The sequence below is a fragment of the Pseudomonas sp. TWI923 genome (genome assembly GCF_039673365.1).
Lineage (GTDB): Bacteria > Pseudomonadota > Gammaproteobacteria > Pseudomonadales > Pseudomonadaceae > Aquipseudomonas > Aquipseudomonas sichuanensis.
On sequence record NZ_JBDJLM010000026.1, the window covers coordinates 1 to 24942 of the forward strand.

25 protein-coding genes are annotated in these 24942 nt (G+C 63.8%); 14 read left to right on the top strand and 11 right to left on the bottom strand.

Annotated features, from left to right (window positions below):
* Nucleotides 1–155: 155 nt before the first annotated feature.
* Complete coding sequence (locus ABE459_RS12505; protein WP_125465083.1) at nt 156–1400, bottom strand: putative porin; 1245 nt, start codon at nt 1398–1400, stop codon at nt 156–158.
* A 239-nt stretch (nt 1401–1639) separates the two neighbouring features.
* Here ABE459_RS12505 and ABE459_RS12510 point away from each other — a divergent pair, with 239 nt between their 5' ends.
* The gene (locus ABE459_RS12510) at nt 1640–2767 is read left to right on the top strand and encodes a GNAT family N-acetyltransferase (protein WP_323828512.1); all 1128 of its coding nucleotides are present in this window, start codon (nt 1640–1642) and stop codon (nt 2765–2767) included.
* A 64-nt stretch (nt 2768–2831) separates the two neighbouring features.
* Here the strand turns inward: ABE459_RS12510 and ABE459_RS12515 are convergent, their stop codons facing one another.
* From ABE459_RS12515 to ABE459_RS12530, 4 genes are all read right to left on the bottom strand, one after another.
* Complete coding sequence (locus ABE459_RS12515; protein WP_323828510.1) at nt 2832–4664, bottom strand: ABC transporter ATP-binding protein; 1833 nt, start codon at nt 4662–4664, stop codon at nt 2832–2834.
* Nucleotides 4665–4726: 62 nt separating this feature from the next.
* The gene (locus ABE459_RS12520; protein WP_125859592.1) at nt 4727–5284 is read right to left on the bottom strand and encodes a peptidylprolyl isomerase; all 558 of its coding nucleotides are present in this window, start codon (nt 5282–5284) and stop codon (nt 4727–4729) included.
* Nucleotides 5278–6090, bottom strand: a complete 813-nt coding sequence (locus tag ABE459_RS12525; RefSeq protein ID WP_125465080.1) for an alpha/beta hydrolase — start codon at nt 6088–6090, stop codon at nt 5278–5280. Before ABE459_RS12525 ends, ABE459_RS12520 begins: the two co-directional genes overlap by 7 nt.
* A 13-nt stretch (nt 6091–6103) precedes the next feature.
* The gene (locus tag ABE459_RS12530; protein WP_110995903.1) at nt 6104–7027 is read right to left on the bottom strand and encodes a LysR family transcriptional regulator; all 924 of its coding nucleotides are present in this window, start codon (nt 7025–7027) and stop codon (nt 6104–6106) included.
* Nucleotides 7028–7077: 50 nt separating this feature from the next.
* On the opposite strand from ABE459_RS12530, the gene ABE459_RS12535 reads away from it, so the two are divergent.
* The 3 genes from ABE459_RS12535 (at nt 7078) to ABE459_RS12545 (ending at nt 9257) form a co-directional block, all read left to right on the top strand.
* Nucleotides 7078–7392 (top strand): 3-phosphoglycerate kinase, encoded by a 315-nt coding sequence (locus tag ABE459_RS12535; protein WP_125465079.1) that lies wholly within the window; start codon nt 7078–7080, stop codon nt 7390–7392.
* A 110-nt stretch (nt 7393–7502) separates the two neighbouring features.
* Complete coding sequence (locus tag ABE459_RS12540; RefSeq protein ID WP_323828506.1) at nt 7503–8102, top strand: FMN-dependent NADH-azoreductase; 600 nt, start codon at nt 7503–7505, stop codon at nt 8100–8102.
* Nucleotides 8103–8384: 282 nt separating this feature from the next.
* On the top strand, nt 8385–9257 hold the full coding sequence (locus ABE459_RS12545; protein WP_323828504.1) for a carboxylate/amino acid/amine transporter: 873 nt from the start codon (nt 8385–8387) through the stop codon (nt 9255–9257).
* Between the two features lie 80 nt (nt 9258–9337).
* On the opposite strand, the gene ABE459_RS12550 is transcribed toward ABE459_RS12545, so the two are convergent.
* The gene (locus tag ABE459_RS12550; protein ID WP_346648039.1) at nt 9338–10612 is read right to left on the bottom strand and encodes a mechanosensitive ion channel family protein; all 1275 of its coding nucleotides are present in this window, start codon (nt 10610–10612) and stop codon (nt 9338–9340) included.
* 145 nt (nt 10613–10757) lie between these two features.
* Here ABE459_RS12550 and ABE459_RS12555 point away from each other — a divergent pair, with 145 nt between their 5' ends.
* The 3 genes from ABE459_RS12555 to ABE459_RS12565 all read left to right on the top strand — a co-directional run bounded on the left by ABE459_RS12555 (nt 10758) and on the right by ABE459_RS12565 (nt 12765).
* Nucleotides 10758–12080: a DEAD/DEAH box helicase gene (locus tag ABE459_RS12555; protein ID WP_125465075.1), complete on the top strand. Its 1323-nt coding sequence runs from the start codon at nt 10758–10760 to the stop codon at nt 12078–12080.
* A 186-nt stretch (nt 12081–12266) separates the two neighbouring features.
* Nucleotides 12267–12548 (top strand): BrnT family toxin, encoded by a 282-nt coding sequence (locus ABE459_RS12560; protein WP_322360228.1) that lies wholly within the window; start codon nt 12267–12269, stop codon nt 12546–12548.
* The gene (locus ABE459_RS12565) at nt 12523–12765 is read left to right on the top strand and encodes a BrnA antitoxin family protein (protein ID WP_110996369.1); all 243 of its coding nucleotides are present in this window, start codon (nt 12523–12525) and stop codon (nt 12763–12765) included. The genes ABE459_RS12560 and ABE459_RS12565 overlap by 26 nt, the downstream gene beginning before the upstream one ends.
* A 12-nt stretch (nt 12766–12777) precedes the next feature.
* Here ABE459_RS12565 and ABE459_RS12570 read toward each other — a convergent pair whose 3' ends face one another.
* Entirely contained in the window at nt 12778–13047 is a 270-nt protein-coding gene (locus ABE459_RS12570; RefSeq protein ID WP_322360230.1) for a hypothetical protein, read from the bottom strand.
* Nucleotides 13048–13206: 159 nt separating this feature from the next.
* Here ABE459_RS12570 and ABE459_RS12575 point away from each other — a divergent pair, with 159 nt between their 5' ends.
* Both ABE459_RS12575 and ABE459_RS12580 read left to right on the top strand, forming a co-directional pair.
* Complete coding sequence (locus ABE459_RS12575; RefSeq protein ID WP_110996368.1) at nt 13207–13599, top strand: transcriptional regulator; 393 nt, start codon at nt 13207–13209, stop codon at nt 13597–13599.
* A gap of 106 nt (nt 13600–13705) precedes the next feature.
* Nucleotides 13706–14632: a DMT family transporter gene (locus ABE459_RS12580; RefSeq protein WP_323828464.1), complete on the top strand. Its 927-nt coding sequence runs from the start codon at nt 13706–13708 to the stop codon at nt 14630–14632.
* Nucleotides 14633–14657: 25 nt separating this feature from the next.
* On the opposite strand, the gene ABE459_RS12585 is transcribed toward ABE459_RS12580, so the two are convergent.
* Entirely contained in the window at nt 14658–15830 is a 1173-nt protein-coding gene (locus ABE459_RS12585; protein ID WP_323828462.1) for an MFS transporter, read from the bottom strand.
* 107 nt (nt 15831–15937) lie between these two features.
* Here ABE459_RS12585 and ABE459_RS12590 point away from each other — a divergent pair, with 107 nt between their 5' ends.
* Nucleotides 15938–16831, top strand: coding sequence for a LysR family transcriptional regulator (locus ABE459_RS12590; protein WP_125465070.1), 894 nt, complete (start codon nt 15938–15940; stop codon nt 16829–16831).
* A 126-nt stretch (nt 16832–16957) separates the two neighbouring features.
* Nucleotides 16958–17086: a PA1414 family protein gene (locus tag ABE459_RS12595; protein WP_256206021.1), complete on the top strand. Its 129-nt coding sequence runs from the start codon at nt 16958–16960 to the stop codon at nt 17084–17086.
* Nucleotides 17087–17184: 98 nt separating this feature from the next.
* Here the strand turns inward: ABE459_RS12595 and ABE459_RS12600 are convergent, their stop codons facing one another.
* Complete coding sequence (locus tag ABE459_RS12600) at nt 17185–18564, bottom strand: sodium:solute symporter (protein ID WP_125465069.1); 1380 nt, start codon at nt 18562–18564, stop codon at nt 17185–17187.
* Between the two features lie 287 nt (nt 18565–18851).
* Entirely contained in the window at nt 18852–19802 is a 951-nt protein-coding gene (gene speB, locus ABE459_RS12605) for an agmatinase (protein ID WP_110996363.1), read from the bottom strand.
* A 225-nt stretch (nt 19803–20027) separates the two neighbouring features.
* Here speB and ABE459_RS12610 point away from each other — a divergent pair, with 225 nt between their 5' ends.
* From ABE459_RS12610 to ABE459_RS12620, 3 genes are all read left to right on the top strand, one after another.
* Nucleotides 20028–20921 carry a LysR family transcriptional regulator gene (locus tag ABE459_RS12610; protein WP_125465068.1) on the top strand — a complete coding sequence of 298 codons (894 nt, stop codon included), beginning with the start codon at nt 20028–20030 and terminating at the stop codon, nt 20919–20921.
* A gap of 140 nt (nt 20922–21061) precedes the next feature.
* The gene (locus ABE459_RS12615) at nt 21062–22627 is read left to right on the top strand and encodes a PAS domain-containing methyl-accepting chemotaxis protein (RefSeq protein ID WP_125465067.1); all 1566 of its coding nucleotides are present in this window, start codon (nt 21062–21064) and stop codon (nt 22625–22627) included.
* 135 nt (nt 22628–22762) lie between these two features.
* Complete coding sequence (locus ABE459_RS12620; protein ID WP_323828456.1) at nt 22763–23371, top strand: DTW domain-containing protein; 609 nt, start codon at nt 22763–22765, stop codon at nt 23369–23371.
* A gap of 125 nt (nt 23372–23496) precedes the next feature.
* Here ABE459_RS12620 and ABE459_RS12625 read toward each other — a convergent pair whose 3' ends face one another.
* Nucleotides 23497–24852, bottom strand: a complete 1356-nt coding sequence (locus tag ABE459_RS12625; RefSeq protein WP_125859581.1) for an HlyD family type I secretion periplasmic adaptor subunit — start codon at nt 24850–24852, stop codon at nt 23497–23499.
* Nucleotides 24853–24942 lie beyond the last annotated feature (90 nt).

A 24942-nucleotide genomic window follows, 5' to 3' on the forward strand; every position in this document is an offset into this window, starting at 1 on the left:
GCCGGCAAGCCGGCTCCCACAGGTACGGCGCAATCGCTGTGGTAGCCGGCTTGCCGGCGATAGGGCCGATACATTTCCTGCAGGCAAAAAAAGGCAGGAAATGCTGGATGGGGTCAGCATTTCCCGCCTGAGTGCGAAGCAGTGGTACGTGTCGCTTAGAACTTGGCTTCCAGGTCCACCTGCAGCGTGTCTACGTCAGCATCGCTGTTCGGCAGGTTGGAGTAGTCGGTCTTGGCCATCATGTAGGCCGCGCCGAGTGCGAAGTTCTTGTCGATCTCGTAGCCGACCTTGAACTTGTGGCCACGCGAACCGGTGAAGCCGTTGCCGAAGTCGGAGTCGGTGAACAGGCTGACCACGGCGTTACGCTGCACGTCGCGGTAGTTGTAGTCCAGGCTCCAGGCACCCACTTTGGTTTTCAGACCAGCCAGCCAGGCCTTGTCCTTGCCGTCGGTGCTTTCGGTGTTCTTGACGAACTGGCCGTAGGCCGACAGCGGGATGGCGAAGCCGGTGAAGTCCAGCTGACCGAAACCTTCCACCAGGTTGAACTCGTTGGTGGTGTTGCCCAGCGAGCGCAGTGCCGCCGATTCCTTGTCGTTGTCGTAGCCGTAGATGCTGCCGCCCACGGTGACCTTGAGGGTGTCGGCGGCGTTGAACTTGGTACCCAACTGGCCGTGGTACAGCTGTGCGTCGTGCTTGAACTGCACGCCGTCGCCGTCGACGTTGTCCTTCAGGTTGTAGTGACCGAGGCTGCCGAACACTTCGGCCGGGCCCAGGTTGGTCTTGTAGGTGACGGCCAGGCCTTCGGGGTTGATGTCGCTGTCCCAGATGATGTCGCCCATGCTGACCCAAGGCTGCATCATCTTGCCGCCGATCAGGTGCAGGTTCGGCACCGCGGTGGGGTGCCAGTCGAGGTAGGCCAGGTCGACCCACAGCGATTTCTTCTCGAAGTAGTTGTCCAGGCTCTGGTTGGTCGAGCGGGCATCGGCGCTGCTGCCGGTGGCCACACGCACGCCGGCGTCGACCTGCGGGTTGATCTCGCTGTAGAAGCCGACACGGGCACGGACGCGCTCACGGTCCTGGTTGCCGCTGCGGGCGATCGGGTTGTCGACGTTGACGTCTTCGTAACGCAGGCGCACATCACCCTTGATCTGAGTCTTGGCGGCCCATGCCACTTTTTGTTCAAAGGAGCTCATACGTTCGGACTGAGCTTTCTGGTCGGCCTTTTCCTTGGTTTCTTTTGCCAGGTCGCCTTGCAGTTCGTTGTACTGCGCCTGGTTGATCGAACCATTGGCGCGGAGCATTTCGAGCAGCTTGGCGTCGACAGCAGCACTGGCTGGAGTACTCAGAGCCAGCATCATGCCGGTGAGGCTCACTCCAGTTAGTGTAGAAACAAGACGCATAAGGTTCTCCCTGTTGAATAAAGTGGGGAGGCTCACGCGGCCGCCCCCGAGTTGGCATGCCTTCGGAAAAGCCCTGGCTAGACAGGTTCTGGGCTTCCGAAAAACAGGCGCCAGTATTGCGGGGGGGAATGACAGAATAATGTCCAATTGGTGGCACTGCGGTTAAGTGAACAGCAGTTCAATTGAGTGTCGCGGCTGCATTGGCAATACTGCCCACTTCAATTCAACGAGTCGGAATCGTGATCAGCCTTCACAGCCTTGCCCACCTGCGCGACCTGCCGGCGACCACCTGGGATGCACTGGTGCCCGCTGGCCAGCCCTTCCTGCGCCACGCCTTTCTCAGTGCCATGGAAGACAGCGGCAGTGTCGCGCCTGACAACGGCTGGGCCGCCGAACACCTGGTGCTGGAGCGCGACGGTGAGGTGCGAGCGCTGCTGCCGGCCTACCGCAAGTGGCATTCATTCGGCGAGTACGTGTTCGACCATGGTTGGGCAGACGCCTGCGAACGTGCCGGCATCGCCTATTACCCCAAGCTGCTCGGCGCTGTGCCGTTCAGCCCGGTCAGCGGGCCGCGCCTGTTGAGTACCGAGCCCGGCGACGCCATGCTGTTGTTGCAGGCACTACCGGAATACCTGGGCAAGGGTGGGTTGTCCGGGGCGCATATCAACTTCACCGACAGCGCCCTGGACGAGGTGGTGGCTGGCCTGCCGGGCTGGATGGAGCGCCTGGGTTGCCAATTCCACTGGCGCAACCGGGGTTACCGCGACTTCCAGGACTTCCTCGACACGCTCAGCTCGCGCAAGCGCAAGCAGATGCGCAAGGAGCGCGAGCAGGTATCGGCACATGGCATCGAGTTCGCGTGGTACCGGGGCGATCAACTGAGCGAGGCGCAGTGGGACTTCGTCTACTTGTGCTACGCCAACACCTACACCGTGCGCCGCCGTTCACCCTACCTGACCCGCGAATTTTTCAGCCTGATTGCCGCGCGCATGCCCGAGGCGATCCGGGTGGTGATTGCCCGGCAGAATGGTCGCGAGGTGGCCATGGCTTTGAGCCTGGTGGGGGGCGAGAGCCTCTACGGCCGTTACTGGGGCTGCCTGGACGAGTTCGACCGCCTGCATTTCGAGACCTGTTTCTACCAGGGCATGGACTTTGCCATTGCCGAAGGTCTGCAGCGTTTCGATGCCGGGGCACAGGGTGAGCACAAGCTGATTCGAGGGTTCGAGCCGGTGATCACCCGTTCGTGGCACTACCTGCTGCACCCGGGGTTGCGGCGGGCGGTGGAGGATTTCCTGTTGCAGGAGCGGGCGGGGGTGCGGGCCTATGCCGAAGAAGCGCGGGGGATGTTGCCGTATCGTCAGGCATGAACATCAAGGGGGACGTGGGAACAGCGTGGGAGCGGGCAAGCCCGCTCCCACGCTGTTTACTGTATCAATCCACCCCGACAAACCCACCGGTCTGGTGATGCCACAGCCGCGCATACAGCCCGTGCTGAGCCAGCAGTTCACTGTGGCTGCCGCTTTCGACGATATGCCCTTTGTCCAACACCACCAGGCGGTCCATGCGGGCGATGGTCGACAGGCGGTGGGCGATGGCGATCACTGTCTTGCCCTGCATCAGCGTCTCCAGGCTCTCCTGAATCGCTGCCTCGACCTCCGAGTCCAGCGCTGAGGTGGCTTCGTCCATGACCAGGATCGGTGCGTTCTTCAGCAGCACCCGGGCAATGGCGATGCGCTGGCGTTGACCGCCGGAGAGCTTGACCCCGCGCTCGCCGACATGGGCGTCAAAGCCGGTGCGGCCCTGGGCGTCGGACAACTGCGGGATGAACTCGTCGGCCTTTGCCCGTCGCACCGCTTCCCACACTTCTTCATCAGTGGCATCGGGGCGACCGTACAGCAGGTTGTCGCGGATCGAGCGGTGCAGCAGCGAGGTGTCCTGGGTGATCATGCCGATCTGTGCGCGCAGGCTGGCCTGGTTGACCTCGGCGATGTTCTGGCCGTCGATGAGGATGCGCCCGGCCTGTACGTCGTACAGGCGCAGCAGCAGGTTGACCAGGGTCGACTTGCCGGCGCCGGACGGGCCGATCAGGCCGATCTTCTCGCCGGGGCGGATGTCCAGGTTCAGCGCATCGATGACCTGGCTGCCCTTGCCATAGTGAAAGCTCACGTGCTCGAAACGTACCGCGCCCTGGCTGACTTTCAGTGCCGGCGCATCGGGCTGGTCGCTGACCGTTACCGGCTGGGCGATGGTCTGCAGGCCGTCCTGGACCATGCCGATGTTTTCGAAGATGCCGTTGACCACCCACATGATCCAGCCCGACATGTTGACGATGCGAATCACCAGGCCCGTGGCCAGGGCAATGGCGCCGACGGTGATCAGCGACTGGCTCCACAACCACAGCGCCAGCCCCGTGGTAGCGACCACCAACAGGCCGTTGAGCGAGGTGATGACGACGTCCATGCTGGTGACGACCCGCGCGGCCAGTTGGGTTTTTTCGGTCTGCTCGCGGATCGCTTCACGGGCGTACTGCTGTTCGTAGTCGGTGTGGGCGAACAGCTTGAGGGTGGCGATGTTGGTGTAGCCGTCGACGATGCGGCCCATCAGTTTGGAGCGGGCGTCGGAGGAGATCACCGAGCGCTCTTTCACCCGGGGCACGAAGTAGTACAACGCCGCGATGTAGCAGACGATCCATACCAGCAGCGGCAGCATGAGCCGCCAGTCGGCTTCGGCGAACAGTACCAGCGAGCTGATGGCGTAGATCAGCACATGCCACAGCGCGTCCACCGCCTGCACTGCCGAGTCGCGCAGGGAGTTGCCGGTTTGCATGATGCGTTGGGCAATGCGCCCGGCGAAGTCGCTCTGGAAGAAATTCAGGCTCTGCTTGAGCACGTAGGTGTGGTTCTGCCAGCGGATCAGGCTGGTCATGCCCGGGCTGATGGTCTGGTGCACCAGCAGGTCGTGCAGGCCGAAGAACAGCGGCCGCAGCAGCAGGATGACCACCAGCATCCAGATCAGCTCAGCGCTGTGCGCGCTGAAGAAGTTGGCGTTGGGCGTGCCCTGGGCCAGGTCGATGATCCGGCTCAGGTAGCTGAACATCGCCACCTCGATCAGCGAGGCGAACAGGCCGACGATCAGCAGGGCGAGGAAGCTGGGCCACACCTGGCGCAGGTAATAGAGGTAGAAGGGCCAGACCTTGCCGGGCGGCGCCTCGCTCGGCGCCTCGCGGAAGATGTCGATCAATTGCTCGAAACGACGGTACAGCATGGGTGAGGTAACTCCTGTTCCATCCGACCCTCAGGCGGTTCACATCCTTGTGAAGCCTGCGGTCAGTCGATGCGTTTGGCTGACTTGATGTACACCGGGTCGGCCGGCACGTCGCGCATGCCTTTCTTGACGGTAGTTGGCGAGTTGACGATCTGGTCGACCACTTCCATGCCCTTGGTGACCTTGCCGAACACCGCGTAACCACGGTCACGCCCGGGGTTGAGGAAATCGTTGTCGGCCACGTTGATGAAGAACTGGCTGGTGGCCGAATTCGGGTCGGAGGTACGGGCCATGGACAAGGTGCCACGGGTGTTCTGCAGGCCATTGCTGGCTTCGTTGCGGATCGGGTCTTTGGTGCTCTTCTGCACCATCTGGTCGGTGAAACCGCCGCCCTGGACCATGAAGCCCGGGATCACGCGGTGGAAGATCGTATTGTTATAGAAACCGCTGTCGACGTACTGCAGGAAATTCTTCGTACTGATAGGCGCTTTTTCAGCGTTCAGCTCGATCTCGACCTGGCCGAAGCTGGTATCCAGCAACACGTGTGGCGTCTTGTCGGAGGCCATGACGCTGGTGGCGAAGGCGACCGAGCAGGCGGTCAGCAGGAGTTTTTTCAGCATGGGCTCAAAGATCCTTGAGAGGTGGAAGCGGCTGCGAGGAAAGGCAGCAGGGTACGGTTGAAGACTGCGGGTTGGTCCAGGGGCGTAGCGTGCCGGGAATCCTCGATGACCGCCAGTCGGGCGTGCGGCATCAGGGCGACGTAACGCTCCTTGAGTTGTATCGGTGTGTAATCGTGGTCGGCGGCGATCACCAGGGTAGGACAGGCGATCTGCCCGATGCGTTCCTGTACGCCCCAGTCGACGATGGCGTCGAAGCTTTTGAGATACGCGCGTTTGTCGTTGCGTGCCCAGCGTTCGGCCATCTTGCGCCGCAGTTCGGCCTGCTGGGGTTTGGGAAAGAGCCTGGCGGCCAGGCCCTTGCCCACGGTTTCGACGCTGAGCACACGGGCCAGGCCCCAGCGTTTGAGCCACCAGACCCAGTCACTGCGGGTGCGGCGTTTGACTTCCGGCGCACTGTTGACGATGCACAGGCTGCGCAGCCAGGCGGGGTGGTCGACGGCGAACTGGAAACCGACCATGCCGCCCATCGACAGGCCCACGAAGTGCACGGGACCAGTGCCAAGGTGCTGGAGCAGGGCCAGCAGGTCTTCGCTGAAGGTCTTGATGTGGTAGCCGCGCCGCGGCTTGGAGGATTGGCCATGGCCGCGGATGTCCATGAGGATGACCCGGTAATGGCGGCTGAACTCAGGTACCTGCAGCTCCCAGTCCTGGCTGCTCGAACCCAGCCCGTGCAGCAGCACCAGGGGTTCACCCTGGCCATGTTCCTCGTAATGCAGCAGGCATCCGTCATGTTCGAAACAGGCCATGGGCGCGGTCCTCTCAGGCTTGCGGGGGGGCTGCGAAGGGCACGTCCAGCGGCGCGGTGTCGAAGTTGCGCAGCAACTCGATGAGAATCTGCGTGGCCGGGCCCAGGGTCTTTTCCTTGCTCGAATAAAGGTAGAACAGCGGGTGGCGGCTGCCACCCTGATCCAGTGGCAAAGGCTTGAGCACGCCATCGCGCAGCTCGCGTTCGATCATGTGCCGGGGCAGCCAGGCAAAGCCCAGGCCGCTGCTGACGAAGGTGGTGGCGGTGCCCAGGCTGCCCACCGTCCAGCGCTGTTCGGCGCCCAGCCAGCCGACGTCGCGCGGTTGGGCGCGGCCGGAGTCGCGGATCACCACCTGCAGCTGGCTTTCCAGGTCCTGGAAGGTGATCTCGCGGCCCATGCGGTGCAGGGCGTGCTCGGGATGGGCGACGGCGACGAACTCCACCGGGCTGAGCTCGGTGCCCAGATAACCACCGATGTTGAAGCTGCTGATGGCAAGGTCGGCGATGCCTTCGTGCAGCACTTCCTCGACCCCGGACAACACTTCTTCACGCAGGCGCACCCGGCAGCCGCGGCTTTGCGGCATGAACGCACTGAGGGCGCGTACCAGGCGGGCACTGGGATAGGCGGCGTCCACCACCAGGCGCACTTCGGCTTCCCAGCCCTGTTCCATGTGGTGGGCCAGGTCTTCCAGTTGGCTGGCCTGCTTGACCAGCTGCCGCGAGCGGCGCAGCAGCACGCTGCCGGCCTCGGTGAGCACGGCCTTGCGCCCGTCGATGCGCAGCAGCGGCACGCCCAGTTGCTCCTGCATGCGCGCCACGGTGTAGCTCACCGATGACTGCGAGCGGTGCAGCGCTTCGGCGGCCTGGGCGAAGCCGCCGTGATCGACCACCGCCTGCAGGGTCCGCCACTGATCCAGGGTTACGCGCGGCGCTTTCATCCAGGGCTCCTGTTGTCCTAAGCTGCGCTCTTCTCAAGGAGAGCGCCGGTATGAAGAAATGTTGTGCGGCTTTGCTGTTGTGCCTGCCCCTGGGGGCCATGGCCTACCCCATCGATGTGGAGAAACAGACCGACGGGGTCAAGGTCGACTACACCGCCTATGACACCACCTATGACATCGGTTCGATCAACCTCAACAACTATGGGCAGGTGCCGGCGGCGTGCAAGGTCACGTTCCGCAATGGCCCCGAGGCGCCGCGCGTGCGCCGGGTCAATGTGCCGGCGGGCAAGAGCGTCGATGTAACGGCGAAGTTCAACCGCGAGATTCTCAAATTGCGCATCCAGGTGGACTGCAAAGCGGAATAAAACGGATTCATCGATAGATTGGTCCCACTTTTTACGCTTTTTTATCGATAGGTCAACCCTTAATCTCACCTCCATCGAATCGCCACCCTTTACCGCCGATGGAGGCACCCATGTCCCGCGTACTGATCATCGAAAGCAGCGCCCGCCAGCAGGATTCCGTTTCCCGTCAACTGACCCAGGATTTCATTGCGCAATGGCAAGCGGCGCACCCTGCTGACGAGATCAAGGTCCGTGACCTGGCCGTGGACCCGGTGCCACACCTGGATGCCAACCTGCTGGGCGGCTGGATGAAGCCTGAAGAGCAGCGCAGCGCCGCTGAGCTGGAGGCCCTGGCCCGTTCCAACGCACTGACCGACGAACTGCTGGCAGCCGACGTGCTGGTGATGGCGGCACCGATGTACAACTTCACCATCCCCAGCACCCTCAAGGCCTGGCTCGACCATGTGCTGCGTGCCGGGATCACCTTCAAGTACACCCCGACCGGCCCGCAAGGCCTGCTGGCCGGCAAACGCGCCATTGTCCTGACCGCCCGTGGCGGCATCCATGCCGGCGCCAGCAGCGATCACCAGGAACCTTACCTGCGCCAGGTGATGGCCTTCATCGGCATCCATGATGTGGACTTCATCCACGCCGAAGGCCTGAACATGAGCGGCGAGTTCCACGAGAAGGGCCTGAACCAGGCCAAGGCCAAGCTGGCCGCGGTGGCCTGAGGCTCAACGAATTCCCAACCCTGACACCTTGTTGCTCCTTTGGGTGTACCTGCCCGGTCATTGCGATGGCCGGGCTTTTTTATGGCTGGGACACAGCAAGTACCAATGCCGGCCTCTTCGCGGGTGAATCGCAGCGGCGAACCGCCGCTCCCACAGGTCATACATGTTCCTGTGGGAGCGGGTTCACCCGCGAAGAGGCCAGCACAGGCCTTACAAACCTCATGGTTGAACTGCCCGGACCCAACCCGCTAAGGTCGCCGCCTTGATCCACGAGAGGCCACCATGGGCTACCTGATAATCGTCGCGCTGATCCAGGCGTACTCTTTCAACCTGATCGGCGAATACCTGGCCGGCCACGTCGACAGCTACTTTGCCGTGCTGGCCCGGGTGCTGCTGGCCGGGCTGGTGTTCCTGCCATTGACCCGCTGGCGCCAGATCGAACCGCGCTTCATGCGTTCCATGTTGCTGATCGGCGCGCTGCAGTACGGCATTACCTACGTGTGCCTGTACCTGAGCTTCCGCGTGCTGACCGTGCCTGAAGTGCTGCTGTTCACCATCCTCACACCGCTGCACGTGACCTTGATCGAGGACGCCCTGAATCGGCGCTTCAACCCGTGGGCGCTGCTGGCTGCGCTGGTGGCCGTGGCCGGCGCGGCGGTGATCCGTTTCGACAGTGTCACGGGTGAGTTCTTCGTGGGCTTTTTGCTGTTGCAGCTGGCCAACTTCACCTATGCCGCCGGCCAGGTGCTGTACCGCCATCTGGTGGCCCGCCACCCCAGCGACCTGCCGCACTACCGACGTTTCGGCTATTTCTACCTTGGCGCGCTGCTGGTGGTGCTGCCGGCCTTCCTGCTGTTCGGCAACGCCCAGCACCTGCCGAGCACCGACACCCAGTGGCTGGTGCTGTTGTTCCTTGGGCTGTGCCCGACCGCGCTTGGCCTGTACTGGTGGAACAAGGGCGCCTGCCTGGTATCCGGCGGCACCCTGGCGGTGATGAACAACCTGCATGTGCCGGTAGGGCTGCTGCTGAACCTGCTGATCTGGAACCAGGATGAGCCGCTGGGGCGGTTGGCCATCGGCGGCTCGATCATCCTGGCGTCGGTGTGGATGAGCCGGTTGGGCGGGCAACGTACTGTGCAGCCTGCATCGCGTTGATTGTCAGGCTTTAATGGCCTTATCGCGGGGCAAGCCTGCTCCCACGGTGTTTGTGGGAGCGGGCTTGCCCCGCGATGGCTTCAGGCCAGTTCCTGACGCGTAGCTCGCGTCGCAAGCCCCACGCGCATGTCATTGCCACTGGGCTGCTGGTACAGGCTAAGCCCGAACTCCGGCAGCACCGCCAGCAGGTAGTCGAAGATATCGCCCTGGATGCGCTCGTACTCGGCCCATACCGTGGTGGTGGTGAAGCAGTAGATCTCCAGCGGCACGCCTTCGGCGGTGGTCTGCATCTGGCGAACCATGCAGGTCATGTTCGGGTGCACGTTGGGGTGGCTCTTCAGGTACGCCAGGGCAAAGGCGCGAAAGGTACCGATATTGGTCAGCTGTCGGCGGTTGGCCGACAACCCGGCATTGTGGCCCTGGGCCTCGTTCCATTCGCGCAGCTCCTGGCGCTTGCCAGCCAGGTAGTCGCCGAGCAGACGTATCTGGCCCAGGCGCTGTTCTTCTTCCTGGGTCAGGAAGCGTACGCCCGCGGCGTCAATGAACAGGCTGCGCTTGATCCGCCGCCCGCCGGACTGCTGCATGCCGCGGTAGTTGCGGAACGACTCGCTCATCAGGCGCCAGGTGGGGATGGAGACGATGGTCTTGTCGAAGTTCTGGACCTTGACCGTGTGCAGGGTGATATCCACCACATCGCCGTCGGCCCCGGCCTGGGGCATCTCGATCCAGTCGCCGACGTGGAGCATGTCGTTGCTGGTCAGCTGCACGCTGGCGACGAACGACAGCAGGGTGTCCTTGTATACCAACAGCAGCACCGCCGACATGGCACCCAGACCCGACAGCAGCAACAGCGGCGAGCGGTCGATCAGGGTGGCGACGATGACGATGGCGGCGAAGATCCACAGCATCATCTTGGCCAACTGCATGTAGCCCTTGATCGAGCGGGTGCGGGCATGTTCGGTGCGGGCGTAGATGTCCAGCAGCGCGTCGAGCAGGCACGAAAGCGCGCGGGTCATGAACAGCAGGGTGATGGCCAGGGCGAGGTTGCCGAGAAAATGCTGGGCGGTGGCCGAGAGCTCCGGCACCAGCTTCAGGCCGAACTGCACCACCAGCGATGGGGTGGTCTGGGCCAGGCGGTGCAGCACCTTGTTGTGGCGCAGGTCGTCCAGCCATCTGAGCGCCGGTTGCCGGCCCAGCAGGCGGCTGGTGTGCAGGATCAGGAAGCGCGCCAGGCGGCCGATCAGCAGCGAGACGAGCAGCAGCACGGCCAGGCCGAGGGCGGCGTGCAGCAGCGGGTGTTGGTCGAGGGTGCCCCAGAGGTCAAGGGCATCGCGCCAGAATCGTTGGAGGTCCATAAGCGTAGGAAACGGTCTGTGTTGCGGTACGAAACGGCATTAGAGCGTGGATCGGCGCAAAGTTGCCAAAAGAAATTCGGTTCTGGCGGCGGAAAACGTTACCCTATGCAACTTGAATTTTTCGCACTTGCCCGAGGTTACCCCCGTGTTTTCCCAATTCGCCCTGCACGAACGCCTGCTCAAAGCCGTGGCCGAGCTGAAATTTGTCGAGCCGACCCCGGTGCAGGCAGCGGCCATTCCCCTGGCCCTGCAAGGGCGTGACCTGCGGGTGACGGCACAGACCGGCAGCGGCAAGACCGCTGCATTCGTCCTGCCACTGCTCAACCGCCTGGTCGACCGCAGCGGCCCGAGCGTGGAAATCCGTGCGCTGATCCTGCTGCCGACCCGCGAGCTGGCCCAGCAGACCCTCAAGCAGGTGCAGCTGTTCTCCCAGTTCACCTACATCAAGTCGGGCCTGGTCACCGGCGGCGAAGACTTCAAGGAACAGGCCGCCATGCTGCGCAAGGTGCCGGATGTGCTGATCGGCACCCCGGGCCGCCTGCTCGAGCAGCTCAATGCCGGCAACCTCGACCTGTCCCATGTGGACGTGCTGATCCTCGACGAAGCAGACCGCATGCTCGACATGGGCTTTGCCGAAGACATGGAGCGCCTGTGCAAGGAGTGCGAGAACCGCAAGCAGACCCTGCTGTTCTCCGCCACCACCGGCGGCGCAGCCCTGCGCGACATGATCGGCAAGGTCCTCAAAGACCCTGAGCACCTGATGCTTAATAGTGTCTCGCAGCTCGCCGAAGGTACCCGCCAGCAGATCATCACCGCTGACCACGACCAGCACAAAGAGCAGATCGTGCAGTGGCTGCTGGCCAACGAGACCTACCAGAAGGCAATCATCTTCACCAACACCCGTGCCCTGGCCGACCGCATCTACGGCCATCTGGTGGCCAAGGAAGTGAAGGCCTTCGTACTGCACGGCGAGAAGGACCAGAAGGACCGCAAGCTGGCCATCGACCGCTTCAAGGAAGGCGGCTCCAAGGTGCTGGTGGCCACTGATGTGGCGGCGCGCGGCCTGGACATCGACGGGCTGGACCTGGTAATCAACTTCGACATGCCACGCAGCGGCGACGAGTACGTGCACCGTATCGGCCGTACCGGTCGTGCCGGCGGCGAAGGCCTGGCGATCTCGCTGATCACCCACAACGACTGGAACCTGATGTCGAGCATCGAACGCTACCTCAAGCAGCAGTTCGAGCGCCGTGTCATCAAGGAGGTCAAGGGTACCTACAGCGGGCCGAAGAAGGTCAAGGCCTCGGGCAAGGCGGCTGGCACCAAGAAGAAAAAGACCGAGAAGAAGACCGGCGACAAGAAGGGCGCCGCCAAGCGCAAACCGACCGCCAAGCCGAAGGCCAATGCGCCATTGGCCAGTTCCGATGGCATGGCGCCGCTGAAGAAGCGCAAGCCAGCGGCTGAGTAAGCGCTTTTTGATGCAAGCCCGCCACTGCAAAGGTGGCGGGTGATTTCGCGCTTTCCCCAAGCGTGCGTAGCCCATTTCCCAAACTGCTCCTCGGCCCATGCATTTTGCTGTCTGGCTTCCAGAATACCTCTGGCATGTTTTCGCTGGCAGGAGTAGCGTATGTACAACTGTAAATACGAAAGTCCCATGCGTTTTGAATGGGACGAGGAAAAGAACCAGCTGAACATCCGCAAGCACGGTATCGATTTCAATGAAGTGCCCGACATGTTCCGGCACCCGATGCTGGTGCTCAAGGATGAGCGGTTCGACTACCTGGAACCACGCTGGATCAGCATGGGCTGGATCAACGCCTGGGTTAGCGTGGTCGCGTACACCGAACGGCAAGGGGATGTGATCCGAGTCATCTCCGCCAGAAGAGCCACCCGACGCGAGGAAATGCGCTATGTCGAAACCATCCATAAACAGTGATGAACACTCCGGTCGCGGGCCGATCGACACCTCGGATATCCCCGAGTTGGACGACGATTTCTTCCGCCAGGCCGAGCTTCGCTTACCGGCCAAGCAAACCGTGACCATTCGCCTCGACGCTGACGTGCTGGCCTGGTTCAAGGACCAAGGCAGCGGCTACCAGACCCGAATCAACCAGTTGCTGCGCCAATACATGTTGGCCCAGCAGCGCCGCTGAAGCGGGCGCTGCTCAGGTCTTTTTCTCGGCTTCCTTCAATTCCTTGATCCGCTTGTCGATCAGTTGGCACTTGTCCGGCAAGTCCTTGCTCGCCGTGCCGAGCTCCATACCTTGCAGCTCGTCGTTTATCTCTTTGGCTTTCTGCGGATTCTGCTCGGTCAGCCGGGCGACCAGCCCGGCCAGTTCCTCGCGTTTGTGCGTGGCTTCTTCTGGCGTGCAGGCCCAGGCGGGCAAGGCGCACACCAGGCTGGCAAGCATTGCGGCGCGGTAGAGGGTTTTCATCATCTTGGCCTCTGATGGTCCTGCTACGTGTGAGGGGCGGGGCAATTTGAAAGTTCAGATTGCCTGGGATGCCATCGGTAGCTTGCCGATCTGAACGCCGGTCGGCTTCTGTCGGTCCCACCTTGTGTAACCCATCCGTTCATTGCAGGAGGCCATTCCATGAGCCGCTACGACTGGGACCTGATCGAGCGCTTGCTGCACGAGGTGCAGAACGGCGCCGGTCATAGCTTCACGCCACGCCCCTATGCCGAACAACACGCCGCAGCGCTGGCTGCAAATGGCCAGGCACCGGGCGACCTGGACCATCTGAAAACCCGCGCCTGCGAGTACGAGAAGCTTCTGTTCGAACGTGGCTTCATCGCCAGCCGGCCTGAAGAAGACGGCGGCAATGGCGAGAACTTCGTGCTGACCGAGCGTGGCTCACGCCTGCTCAGCCTGATTGACAGCAGCATCCCGGGTTTCGGCCATCCGCGCGAAGTCCTTGACCGGCAGGAGGATGCGCTGGACGAAAATACCTTCGACCAGGTCTCGGCAAACGCGCAGATCGCTTGAGGTCGTTTTGAGGCTGGCAAGTGGCGGGCTGAACGGCTGATAATCGCCGTTCGTCTGCCACTGCCGAGCCCTTGATCATGTCTGTAGAAACCCAGTTGGCCCGCTTATGAGCGAGGTCCGCAAGAACCCTGACGCCTTTGCCCTGCAGGTGATGCTGGGGCTGTGCCTGATCTGGGGCTGCCAGCAGGTGCTGATCAAATCCGCTGCCGTCGACATTGCCCCGGTGATGCAGGCGGCGTTCCGTAACGGCATCGCCGCCGTGCTGGTAGGGCTGCTGGTCTGCTTCAAGGGAGGCTGGGGTCAGGTGGGTATCACCTGGCGTGCCGGGGTGCTGGCCGGTGCGCTGTTCGGGCTGGAGTTCCTGTTCATCGCCGAGGGGCTGAAGCTGACCTCGGCGGCGCACATGTCGGTATTCCTCTACACCGCGCCGATCTTCACCGCTCTGGGGCTGCATATCATGATGCCCAGCGAGCGGCTTCGCCTGTTGCAGTGGCTGGGCATCCTGCTAGCGTTTGCCGGCATCGCCCTGGCATTCGCCGGAGGCGTCTCGTTCGAGCAGCTCGATGGGCGCATGTTGCTGGGTGACGCCCTGGCTATCCTGGGCGGCTTGGCCTGGGGCGCGACCACGGTGGTGGTGCGTTGCTCGCGGTTGTCCGAGGCGCCGGCGACCCTGACCCTGTTCTACCAACTGGCGGTGGGCTTCGCCGGGCTGTTGCTGATGGCTCTGGTGAGCGGGCAGATCGCTGATTTCGCGCTGACCCCGCTGGCAGTTGGCAGCGTGCTGTTCCAAGGCATCGTGGTGTCGTTCATCAGCTACCTGACCTGGTTCTGGTTACTGCGCAAATACCTGGCTTCGAACCTGGCGGTGTTCTCCTTCATCACGCCGCTGTTCGGGGTGACCTTTGGCGTCGTGCTGCTGGACGAACCGCTGAGCTTGAACTTCGTGCTCGGCGCGGTCCTGGTGCTGGTGGGGGTGATCATGGTCAGCGCCGAGGCTTGGGTGCGGCGGCAACTGCGCAGGGTCGTGGGGTAGTTGGCGAGCGGCAGGGGCGCCAGGCTCAACCCGACTGGCGCAGGCCGGTGCATGACGCGGATCGTGGCACGGCCCCCGTCAGCACCAGTACCCCGGCCAGCCCCAGCCCCGCAGCCGCCATCACCAGCGCCGGCTGCAAGCCACCACTGAAGTGGCTGCTCAAGGCCGCCAGTAGCGGCCCGCTCAACTGCCCCAGGGCAAAGCACGCGGTCAGCAGCCCGGCATTGCGCTGGGTCGCATGGGGCGCCAGTTCCCGCGAGCGCTGCATCACCAGTTGCATGCAGGCCAGGAACGGCCCACCGCAGAGCACTACCCCCAGGCCCAGCCCGATGCCGCCGCCTTGCAGGCAGGCCAGCACACCCAGGCCTTGCAGCCAGAGCGTGGCGGTCAGCCACGCCGAGGTGCGCCCTGGGCGGCGCAGGCTGACGACCACCACGCCCAGCGCCGCCGACAAACCGAACGCCGGCCAGAACAGATCGGCCATCCACTGCCCTTGGAACTGCTGGTTGGCCATCTGTGACAGGAAGGTGGCTGGCAAGATATAGCCAATGCCGTACAGCCCATACACCAGGCCCAGGCGACCGATACCCTTGCCCTGTGTCGGGCCACTGTTGCTGGTGGCCGCGACAGGCGCAGGCTCCAGGGCTTGTGGCAAGCACTGCAGCACGGCCAGCAGCATCACCAACGCCGCCATCGCGTAGATCAGCCACAGCGCCGCCGAGCCGAGCCCCAGCAGGTGCGCGCCCAGTGCCAGCAGGCCGGTGACGGCGATCCCGACACCCGGCCCGGCGAACACCAGGGCACCGAGGCGCTGTCGGCCATGGGCGTTGGCCAGTTGCTGGCTGAGGCTGGTGATCATCACCAATACCCAGGCACTGGCCACGCCCGTGCCGAAGCGCAGCAGCAAGTGGCTCCAGAAGCCTTCGGCGGCCGCTGAGGCGAGGGTGAGCAACACGCAGAGCCACAGGCCGCCGTGCAGGCGCAGACGCACCTGGGCCGGCTGGCGGGCGAACATGCCGTCCACCGCACCGAGGAAGTAGCCCAGGTAGTTGGCGGCAGCCACAAGGCCACCTGCCGTAAGGTCGAACTGGCCCTCGGCGATAAGGCGGGGTAGTTGCGGGGTGAGGGCGAAACGGCCGATGCCCATGGCCATCATCAGGGCCACGGCGCTGGCCAGCAGTTGCACGAAGGGCGACATGGAGGCGTCTCCTGCTCGAAGGGTTGCGATGAATGGCAGGGTAGGGCGGATTGACTTTCAATAAAATTGAATAATGATGATCAAGTTGTTCTGTTTTGGAGAATGATATGGAGTTCAGCCAACTGCGTATCTTCCTGGCCGTGGCCGAGGAAGGCTCGATCACCCGCGCGGCCGAGCGCCTGCACCGAGTCCCGTCGAACCTATCGACGCGCCTGCGCCAACTCGAGGAGCAACTGGGCGTGGAGCTGTTCGTGCGTGAGCGCCAACGCCTGCAACTGTCGCCTGCGGGCAAGGTACTGCTGGATTACGCCAACCGCCTGTCGGCCCTGCGTGACGAAGCGATGGCCGCCGTGCAAGGCGGGCAGCCGGCCGGTGATTTCGTGCTGGGTACCATGTACAGCACGGCGGCGATCCATTTGCCGGCGCTGTTGGCGCGCTATCACCAGGCCTACCCCGCAGTGAACCTGCAAGTCCAGGCCGGCCCCAGTGGCGATTTGCTGGAGGGGCTGCTCAGCCATCGGCTCGATGCCGCGCTGGTGGATGGGCCGCCAAGCCTGGCCGGGCTGGATGGCGTGCCCTTGTGTGAGGAAGAGCTGGTATTGATCACCAGCCCCGAGCATCCACCGGTCAGCAGCGCCCGGGATGTGGCTGGCAGGGCGGTGTTCACCTTCCGCCAGGGTTGCTCCTACCGTATGCGCCTGGAGGCCTGGTACGCCCATGCCCACACGCCCATGGGGCGAGTGATGGAGATCGAGTCGTACCAGAGCATGCTGGCCTGTGTGATCGCTGGCGCCGGGGTGGCGCTGATGGCGCAATCGATGCTCGACAGCCTGCCGGGGCGTGACCGGGTGCGTGCCCATCGCTTGCAAACGCCGTTCGATCAGGCGGTCACCTGGTTGATGTGGCGCCAAGGCATGCGTGGGGCCAATCTGCAGGCGTGGATCGAACTGCAACAAAGCGAAACGATTGACCGACCGTCGGAAGCTGTCGCCTGCGCTTGATCCGGGTCAAAATCGCCCATATCTGTAAGAACAGGCGCATGCGCAATGCAGGACATCGGACTATGATCTGTATGACGCATCGCAGGATTGATTGACCGTGAGGCTGAACCCGTCAAGGGGGCATTTATGAACGAACGCATGTATAACTGGCTCCACGACCTAGCCGTCGCCCTGGGCTTGCTCCCGCCACCTCTACAGCCGGTGCCGATCCCTACCGACGAAGAACAGCGCAAGCGCCAGCCGCGTCGTCGCTGATACACCAGACAAAAGGCCGCCGCATCGACAAGATGCGGCGGCCTTTTGCATTGAGGGTACTGCGAATCGCGGGGTCTGATGCGGGAGCGGGGTTGGCGTCAGGCCAGGTTGACTGCCGCAGCCGGCTTGCGCGACGCCAGGCTGACCACCACGAAGCTCACCAGGCCGACCGCCAGGCTGTAGTAGATCGGCGAGTTGGCATCCAGGCCATCCTTGAACATGAAGAACAGCGCGGTGACAAAGCCCAGCGACATGCTGGCGATGGCCCCGGCGGTGGTCGCGCGCTTCCAGAAGATCGCCCCCATCAGCGGGATCAGCATGCCGCCTACCAGCAGGTTGTAGGCCAGGGTCAGGGCGCTGATCACATCGTTCACCGCCAGGGCGATGCCCAGTACCACCAGGCCAGTCAGCAGGGTGAACAGGCGGTTGATGCCCAGGCTCGACTGCTTGCCGCCGCGCAGCTTGGGCAGCAGGTCTTCGGTCAGGGTGGTCGAGGCGGCCAGCAGGCCGGCACTGGCGGTGGACATCATCGCGGCCAGGGCGGCGGCCATCAGCAGGCCACGGATACCTTCAGGCAACTGGCCCTTGATCATCTCGGCGAAGGCATTGTTCGGGTTGGCCAGGTCTGGCATCAGCACATGGGCGGACATGCCGATCAAGGCGCAGGCCAGGCCGTACAGTACGCAGTAGACACCCGCAGTGGTACCTGCGCGCTGGCAGACTTTCTCGTCACGGGCGGTGAACACCCGCTGCCAGATGTCCTGGCCGATCAGGATGCCGAAGAAGTAGATCAGGAAGTAGGTGATGATGGTGTCCCAGCCGATGGTGGTCCAGCTGAAGCTGGCCGCCGGCAGCTTGGCCACCAGGGTGTCCCAGCCACCGGCCTTGTACAGGCACACCGGAAGCAGGATGAACATCAGGCCCACGGTCTTGATCACGAACTGGACAATGTCGGTCAGGGTCAGCGACCACATGCCACCGATGGTCGAGTACACCACCACCACGCCACCGCCGAACAGCAGTGCCAGCCAGAACGGCACGTCGAGCAGTACCTGCAGCACGGTGCCCATGGCCAGGGTCGAGGTCACGCCGATCATCAGCGCATAGGCCAGCATGATCGCCGCACTGGCCTGGCGCGCCATGGGGTTGTAGCGGCGCTCCAGCACCTGGGTCACGGTGAAGATCTTCAGGCGCAGCAGCGGTTTGGCGAGGAACAGGTTCAGCGCGATGATGCCCAGGCCCAGCGCGGCGCACAGCCAGAAACCGGAGATGCCATGCACGTAACCCAGGCGCACGGTGCCGACGGTGGACGCGCCACCGAGCACGGTGGTGGCCATGGTGCCCATGTACAGGGTCGGGCCGAGGTTGCGCCCGGCCACCAGGTAATCTTCGTGGGTCTTCGCACGTCGCATGCCGTACCAGCCAAGCGCGAGCATGCCGGCGGCATAGATCAGTACAACGATGATGTCCAAGGCCATTGGGGGTCTCCCGATTATCTTTATTATGGCGAGATCGGCCGTCCGGGCGGGTTTACGCGCCCAGCGGTCCTGTGATGTGTTGGCGGGCCTCTATGGCCCTCCCGAATGGCTCCTGCCGGGGTCCTGCAATTCATCAGCGGCCGCTGTTGGTGTAGGAGCGGCCTCGTGTCGCGAAAGGGTCGCAGAGCGGCCCCAGCGGTTCAGGGTTCAGCACGCAAGGCCGGGGCCGCTGCGCAGCCCTTTCGCGACACAAGGCCGCTCCTACAGAAAAAGCGATTCGGCCCAGGTCAGCGGCGTACTACCCCTGGCAGCACGCAGAGCATTTCGAACAACAGGTTGGCGCCCAGCAGCGAGGTGTTGCCGGTGGTGTCGTAAGGTGGGGAGACTTCGACCAGGTCACAGCCGATCAGGTCCAGGCCGTGGCAGCCGCGGATGATCTCCATCGCCTGGATGGTGGTCAAGCCGCCGATTTCCGGAGTGCCGGTACCAGGAGCCCAGGCCGGGTCGATGCCGTCGATGTCGAAGGACAGGTAGACCGGGCCACCACCGACTTTCTCACGCACCTCGGCCATCAGCGGTTCCAGCGATTTGTGCCAGCACTCTTCGGCCTGGACAACACGGAAGCCCTGGCGACGGCTCCAGTTGAAGTCGTCGGCGGTGTAGCCCTGGGCGCGCAGGCCGATCTGCACCACGCGGTCGCAATCAAGCAGGCCTTCTTCCACGGCGCGGCGGAAGGTGGTGCCGTGGGCGATCTTCTCGCCGAACATGTGGTCGTTGACGTCGGCGTGGGCGTCGATGTGCACCAGGCCGATCTTGCCGTGCTTCTTGTGCAGCGCGCGCAGGATCGGCAGGGTGATGGTGTGGTCGCCGCCCAGGGTCAGCGGGATGACATTGTGCTCGACGATCTCGTCGTAGGCTTCTTCGATGATGCGCACGGCGTCGAGCAGGTTGAAGGTGTTGATCGCCACGTCACCGATGTCGGCGACCGACAGCGAGTCGAACGGGGCGGCGCCGGTGGCCATGTTGTACGGGCGGATCATCACCGACTCGGCGCGGATCTGCCGTGGGCCGAAGCGGGTGCCCGAGCGCAGCGAGGTACCGATGTCCAGCGGCACGCCGATGAAGGCGGCGTCCAGGCCTTGGGCGCTTTGCAGGTGGGGCAGGCGAAGCATGGTGGCGATGCCGCCGAAACGCGGCATTTCGTTGCCGCCCAGTGGTTGGTGGAGAGTCTTGTCCACGGTGGGCCTCATCAGTCGGTCGATTGTTATGTTTGTTCGAACCTGTGCCGCCGCGCGCCTCGATGAACGATGGGGCCGGCGGGCAGGGACATTTCGCCGCAGTCTGCGCAAGGTAGTGCTTCGGAAGAATCGCTACCGACAAATACTTACTTCAGGAATTTCTGAACTATCCGCCTGAAGGCGCGTTAGACTCTGGCGATTTCCAGCCCGCGGAACCCTCGCCCCATGGCCTCATCGCTGCCCGACCTGAAACTGCTGCGCATCTTCGCCAGCGTGGTGCGCCACCAGGGGTTCGCCAACGCCCAGCGCGACCTCAACCTGTCGACGTCGGCCATCAGCACCTACATGAGCCAGTTGGAGGGCGCCCTGGGTATCGTCCTCTGCCACCGTGGCCGCGGTGGTTTCAGCCTGACCAGCAAGGGCGAGCTGTTCCATCAGGAGACCCTGCGCCTGCTCGGCGAACTGGATGGTTTCGAGCAATACGCGGCGGCGCTCAAGGGCGAGCTGCGCGGCACCCTCAACCTCGGGGTGATCGACTCCACGGTGGGTGATCGCGCCCTGCCATTGGCCGAGGCCATCGGTGCCTATAGCCAGGAGCACCCAGGGGTGCACCTGCACCTGTCGGTTTCCAGCCCCTACGAATTGCAGTTGGGCGTGCAGGACAACCGCCTGGACTTGGCCATCGGCGCCTTCTCTTCGCGCATGAGCGGCCTGGTGTACCAGCCGCTGTACCGCGAGCAGCACTGGCTGTACTGCAGCAGCCGCCACCCGCTGTTCGCCGAGCGGCGCATCCCGGAGCCGGTGATCACCCAGCAGCGCATGGTCGGGCGCGGTTACTGGAGCCAGGCCGAGCTGGCCCGCCACGGCTTCAAGCACAGCGCGGCGACGGTGGAGAGCATGGAGGCGCAGCTGATTCTGATTCTCTCCGGCGCCTACATCGGCTACCTGCCCGAACACTACGCCCAGGCCTGGGTCGACAAGGGCGACTTGCGGGTATTGTCGCCGGCCACCTTCGGTTACCAGGCGCCGTTCTCGCTGATCATCCGCCGCGGCCGCAGCCGGGAACCCTTGATCCAGACGTTCCGCGACCTGCTCAAGAGCCAGCTCAACGTTGGCTGAGCAATGTCGTTTTCAGCTGATTGCGTCATGTCGGTAAAAATTCCTGCAAAACTTGACCACTGACGTGATGGCCTTCTGCTAAACATCTACTTGCTTTGATGAATTTCCCACTCATCTGGATAAGCAAGGGATCGCCAACGATGCGCATGAATTTGCCCGTCACCGAACACGAAAGAACCTTTCCCAACCACCAGCGGCTGATTTCCACCACCGACCTCAACAGCCGCATCACCTACTGCAACGACGCTTTCGTGGCCATCAGCGGTTTCACCTACGACGAACTCGTCGGCCAGACACACAACCTGGTGCGTCACCCGGACATGCCGCCGTCAGTCTTCGGCCATATGTGGGACACCATCAAGCAAGGCAAGCCCTGGATGGGGGTGGTCAAGAACCGCGCCAAGAACGGCGATTTTTACTGGGTCAGCGCCTATGTCACGGCGGTGTACGAGAACGGCCGCATCAGCGGCTACGAGTCGGTGCGTTCGGTGCCCACCCGCGAGCAGATCCGCCGTGCCGAAGCGCTCTACGCGCGCCTGCGCGCCGGTCGCTCGCCGGTGGCGTTGGCCGCGCGCCTGGGCCATGGCATCGGTCACGGCTGGCCGTTGATCGGTGCCGGGCTGATCTCGGCTGCCGGCTACCTTTGGTTGCCCCAGTACGCCGCACTGGGGGTGCTGATGGCCAGCCTGCTGGCGGCCTGGTACCTGGTCGAGCACCGGCAGAACCAGGCCATCCGCCGCACCCTGCAGGAGCATCCCAAAGCGTTCACCAGCCCGCTGGTGGCCCTGACCTACAGCGACAACCCCGGCCTGCAGGGCCAACTCGACCTGGCGATCCTCAGTGAAGAGGCACGTCTGCAGACCGCGCTGACCCGCCTGGTGGACGCCGGGGTCGGGGTCAAGTCGCGGGCCGCGCAGTCCGCCGACCTGTCCGACGCCCAGGCACAGATGCTCGACCGCCAGCGCAGCGAAACCGACCAGTCGGCCACCGCCATCGCGCAGATGGCGGCGACCATCCAGCAGGTCACCCACAACGTGCAGAGCACCGCCCATGCCGCCAGCGACGCCGACCAGCTGGCCCAGCAGGGCAGCGACCTGGCCCAGCAGAGCTTGCGCGCGATGGGCAGCATGAGCGAGGCGGTGAGCGATATCGGCCAGGCAGTCAATGCCCTGGCCGAGCAGACCCAATCGATCGGCAGCGTGGTGGACGTGATCACCTCGATTGCCGAGCAGACCAACCTGCTGGCGCTCAACGCCGCGATCGAAGCCGCCCGTGCCGGTGAACAGGGCAGGGGCTTTGCCGTGGTCGCCGACGAGGTCCGCTCGCTGGCCCAGCGTACCCGCGCTTCCACCGAGGAGATCCACCACATCATCGCCGGCCTGCGCACCGGCGCCGACCGTGCGGTGGCCAGTGCCAGCCGCGGCCAGCAGATCTCCAGCGACAGCGTGCACAGTGTCGAGGCGGTGCAGGAAGCGTTGTCCGGTATCGCCCAGGCGGTCAGCCGCATCACCGGCATGAGCCAGCAGATGGCCACGGCGTCCGAGCAGCAGAGCCACGTGGCCGAAGACATCAACCAGCAGATCGTGCGCATTGCCCAGCTGTGCGATGAAAGTGCCGGGCAGGCCAGGCAGGGGGCCGAGATCAGCCAGGACCTGGAGCGCATGGCGGAGTACCTGCATAGCCTGGCGGAGCGGTTCAACCGGTAGTGACAGACTGTCGGGCCAATCGCGGGGCAAGCCCGCTCCCACGAGGGCTTACTCGTGGGAGCGGGCTTGCCCCGCGATTGGCCCGTAGTCACACAACCAACCTGTGGCAAACTGCGCGCCCCCAAGGAGCCCGCCATGCCCAGACCCCGCTGCGAACGCTGCCAGCGCCCGATCGCCCACTGCCTCTGCCCGCTGATCCCCAGCCTCGACAGCCGTACCCGCGTGGTCGTGCTGCAGCACCCCAGCGAAACGTCGCATGCGCTCAATACCGCGCGCCTGGCAGCCCTCGGGCTGATCAATGCCGAGCTGCGGGTGGGGGAGGTATTCGATGACCTCGAAACGTTGCTGGCTTCGCCGGGGTATAGGCCGGTGCTGCTGTTCCCCGGTGACGCTGCCGAGGTTCTGCAAGCCTATGGCGCAGGCATCGACGAGCTGCCGCTGCTGTTGATCGTCCCCGACGGCACCTGGCGCAAGGCGCGCAAGATGCTCTACCTGAACCCGCTGTTGGAGGCGCTGCCGCGGGTGACGCTCGGGCAGGTGACGCCCTCGCGCTATCGGCTGCGCAAGGCGCCGGAACCGGGCGCGTTGTCGACCATCGAGGCGGTGGTGCAGACGTTGAATGTGCTGGAGGGGGCGGGCCGGTTCGATCCCGTGTTGCGACCTTTCGAGGCCCTGATCGAGGGGCAGATCAGGGCGATGGGGATGGACACATTCGAGCGTAATCACAACCTGGGATCAGACTAGTTCGAGTTTGATGCCTCGATTGGGCCGCATCGACCTTGGCGCGTGTTTGAAATCCATTGGAACCACACGGGGCCACCCGAGGGCTTATCGGCTGATCCCATACCCATGCAGGTCGCGCATTTCGATCAGCGTTCGCGCAACGCTTCGGTCCGAGCCTTCAACACCGGCTTCAACAGGTAGTCCAGCACACTCTTCTGCCCGGTGATGATATCCACCGTGGCCACCATTCCCGGGATGATCAGCAACGGCTTGTTATCCCCACCCAGGTGGTTCTTGTCGGTGCGTACCTGGATCAGGTAGAACGCGTTGCCCTTGTCATCGGTGACGGTGTCCGCACCGATCAGCTCCAGCTTGGCCTTGAGCCCGCCGTAGATGGTGTAGTCATAGGCACTGAACTTGACCATCGCCGTCTGCCCCGGGTGCAGGAACGCCACATCCTGTGGCCTTACCTTGGCCTCGATCAGCAGGTTGTCCTCGATCGGCACGATCTCCACCAGATCGCTGCCGGGCTGTACCACGCCGCCGATGGTGTTGACCTTGAGCAGCTTGACGATGCCGTGCACCGGCGACACCACGGTGGTGCGGTTGACCCGGTCGTCGATGGCGATGCTGGTGGCGGTGATCTTCGAAAGCTCTGTACGTTTGTCGTTGAGCTCCTTGGCCGCCTCGGAGCGGAAGGTGGCGTCGGACTCCTGGATCTTGCTGCGGATCTCGGCCACGGCCGCTTCGGCGCGGGGGATCGCCAGGCTGGTGGCATTGAGCTGGCCGCGGGCTTCGACGGTGCGCTGCTTGAGGCGCAGGATTTCCACCGGCGAGATGGCGCCCTTGCTGACCAGCGGCGCCGACATGTCCAGTTCCTGTTGCAGCAGGCCCAGCGCCGAGCGGTATTGGTCGACCTTGGAGCGGAATTCGGCGAGCTCCTGGGTCTTCTGCCGCAGTTGTTCGTTGAGGGTCTGTTTCTCGCTGGCCAGGCGGCGCTGGCGTGAGTCGTACAGGGCCGCTTCGTCCTCGGCTACTTGCGGGGCTTTGTCACGGACGTCCTGCGACAGCACGAAAGGGCGGCCTTCAGCTTCGGCCGACAAGCGCTCGACCTGGGCGGTGAGGGCGTAGCGGTCGGCTTCGCTTTCGCCCTTGTTCGACTTGAACCGGGTGTCGTCCAGGCGCAGCAGGGTGGCGCCCTTGTCGACCATCTGGCCTTCGCGCACGAAGAGCTCGGTGACGATGCCGCCTTCGAGGTTCTGCACCACCTGCACCTTGCTCGACGGGATGGCCTTGCCTTCGCCGACCGTGACCTCGTCGAGCACGGCGAAGTTGGCCCAGACCAGGGCCACCAGCAGCAGGATTGCGGCCAGCCACACGGTCAGACGCGACAGGCTGGGTGAATCCTGCAGGGTGGCGCCGGCGAGCTCTGGCAGGTAATCGCGTTCAGCGTGCTTTTCGGTGCCTTGGAGGTAGCTGCGAACGCTGTGGAAAATGGACATCTGCTGCCTCCGATGGAGAGTGTAGAGCCTGTGGGAGCGGGTTTACCCGCGAATGCGGCAGTGGCCCTGCTGGCGCTTTCGCGGGTGAAC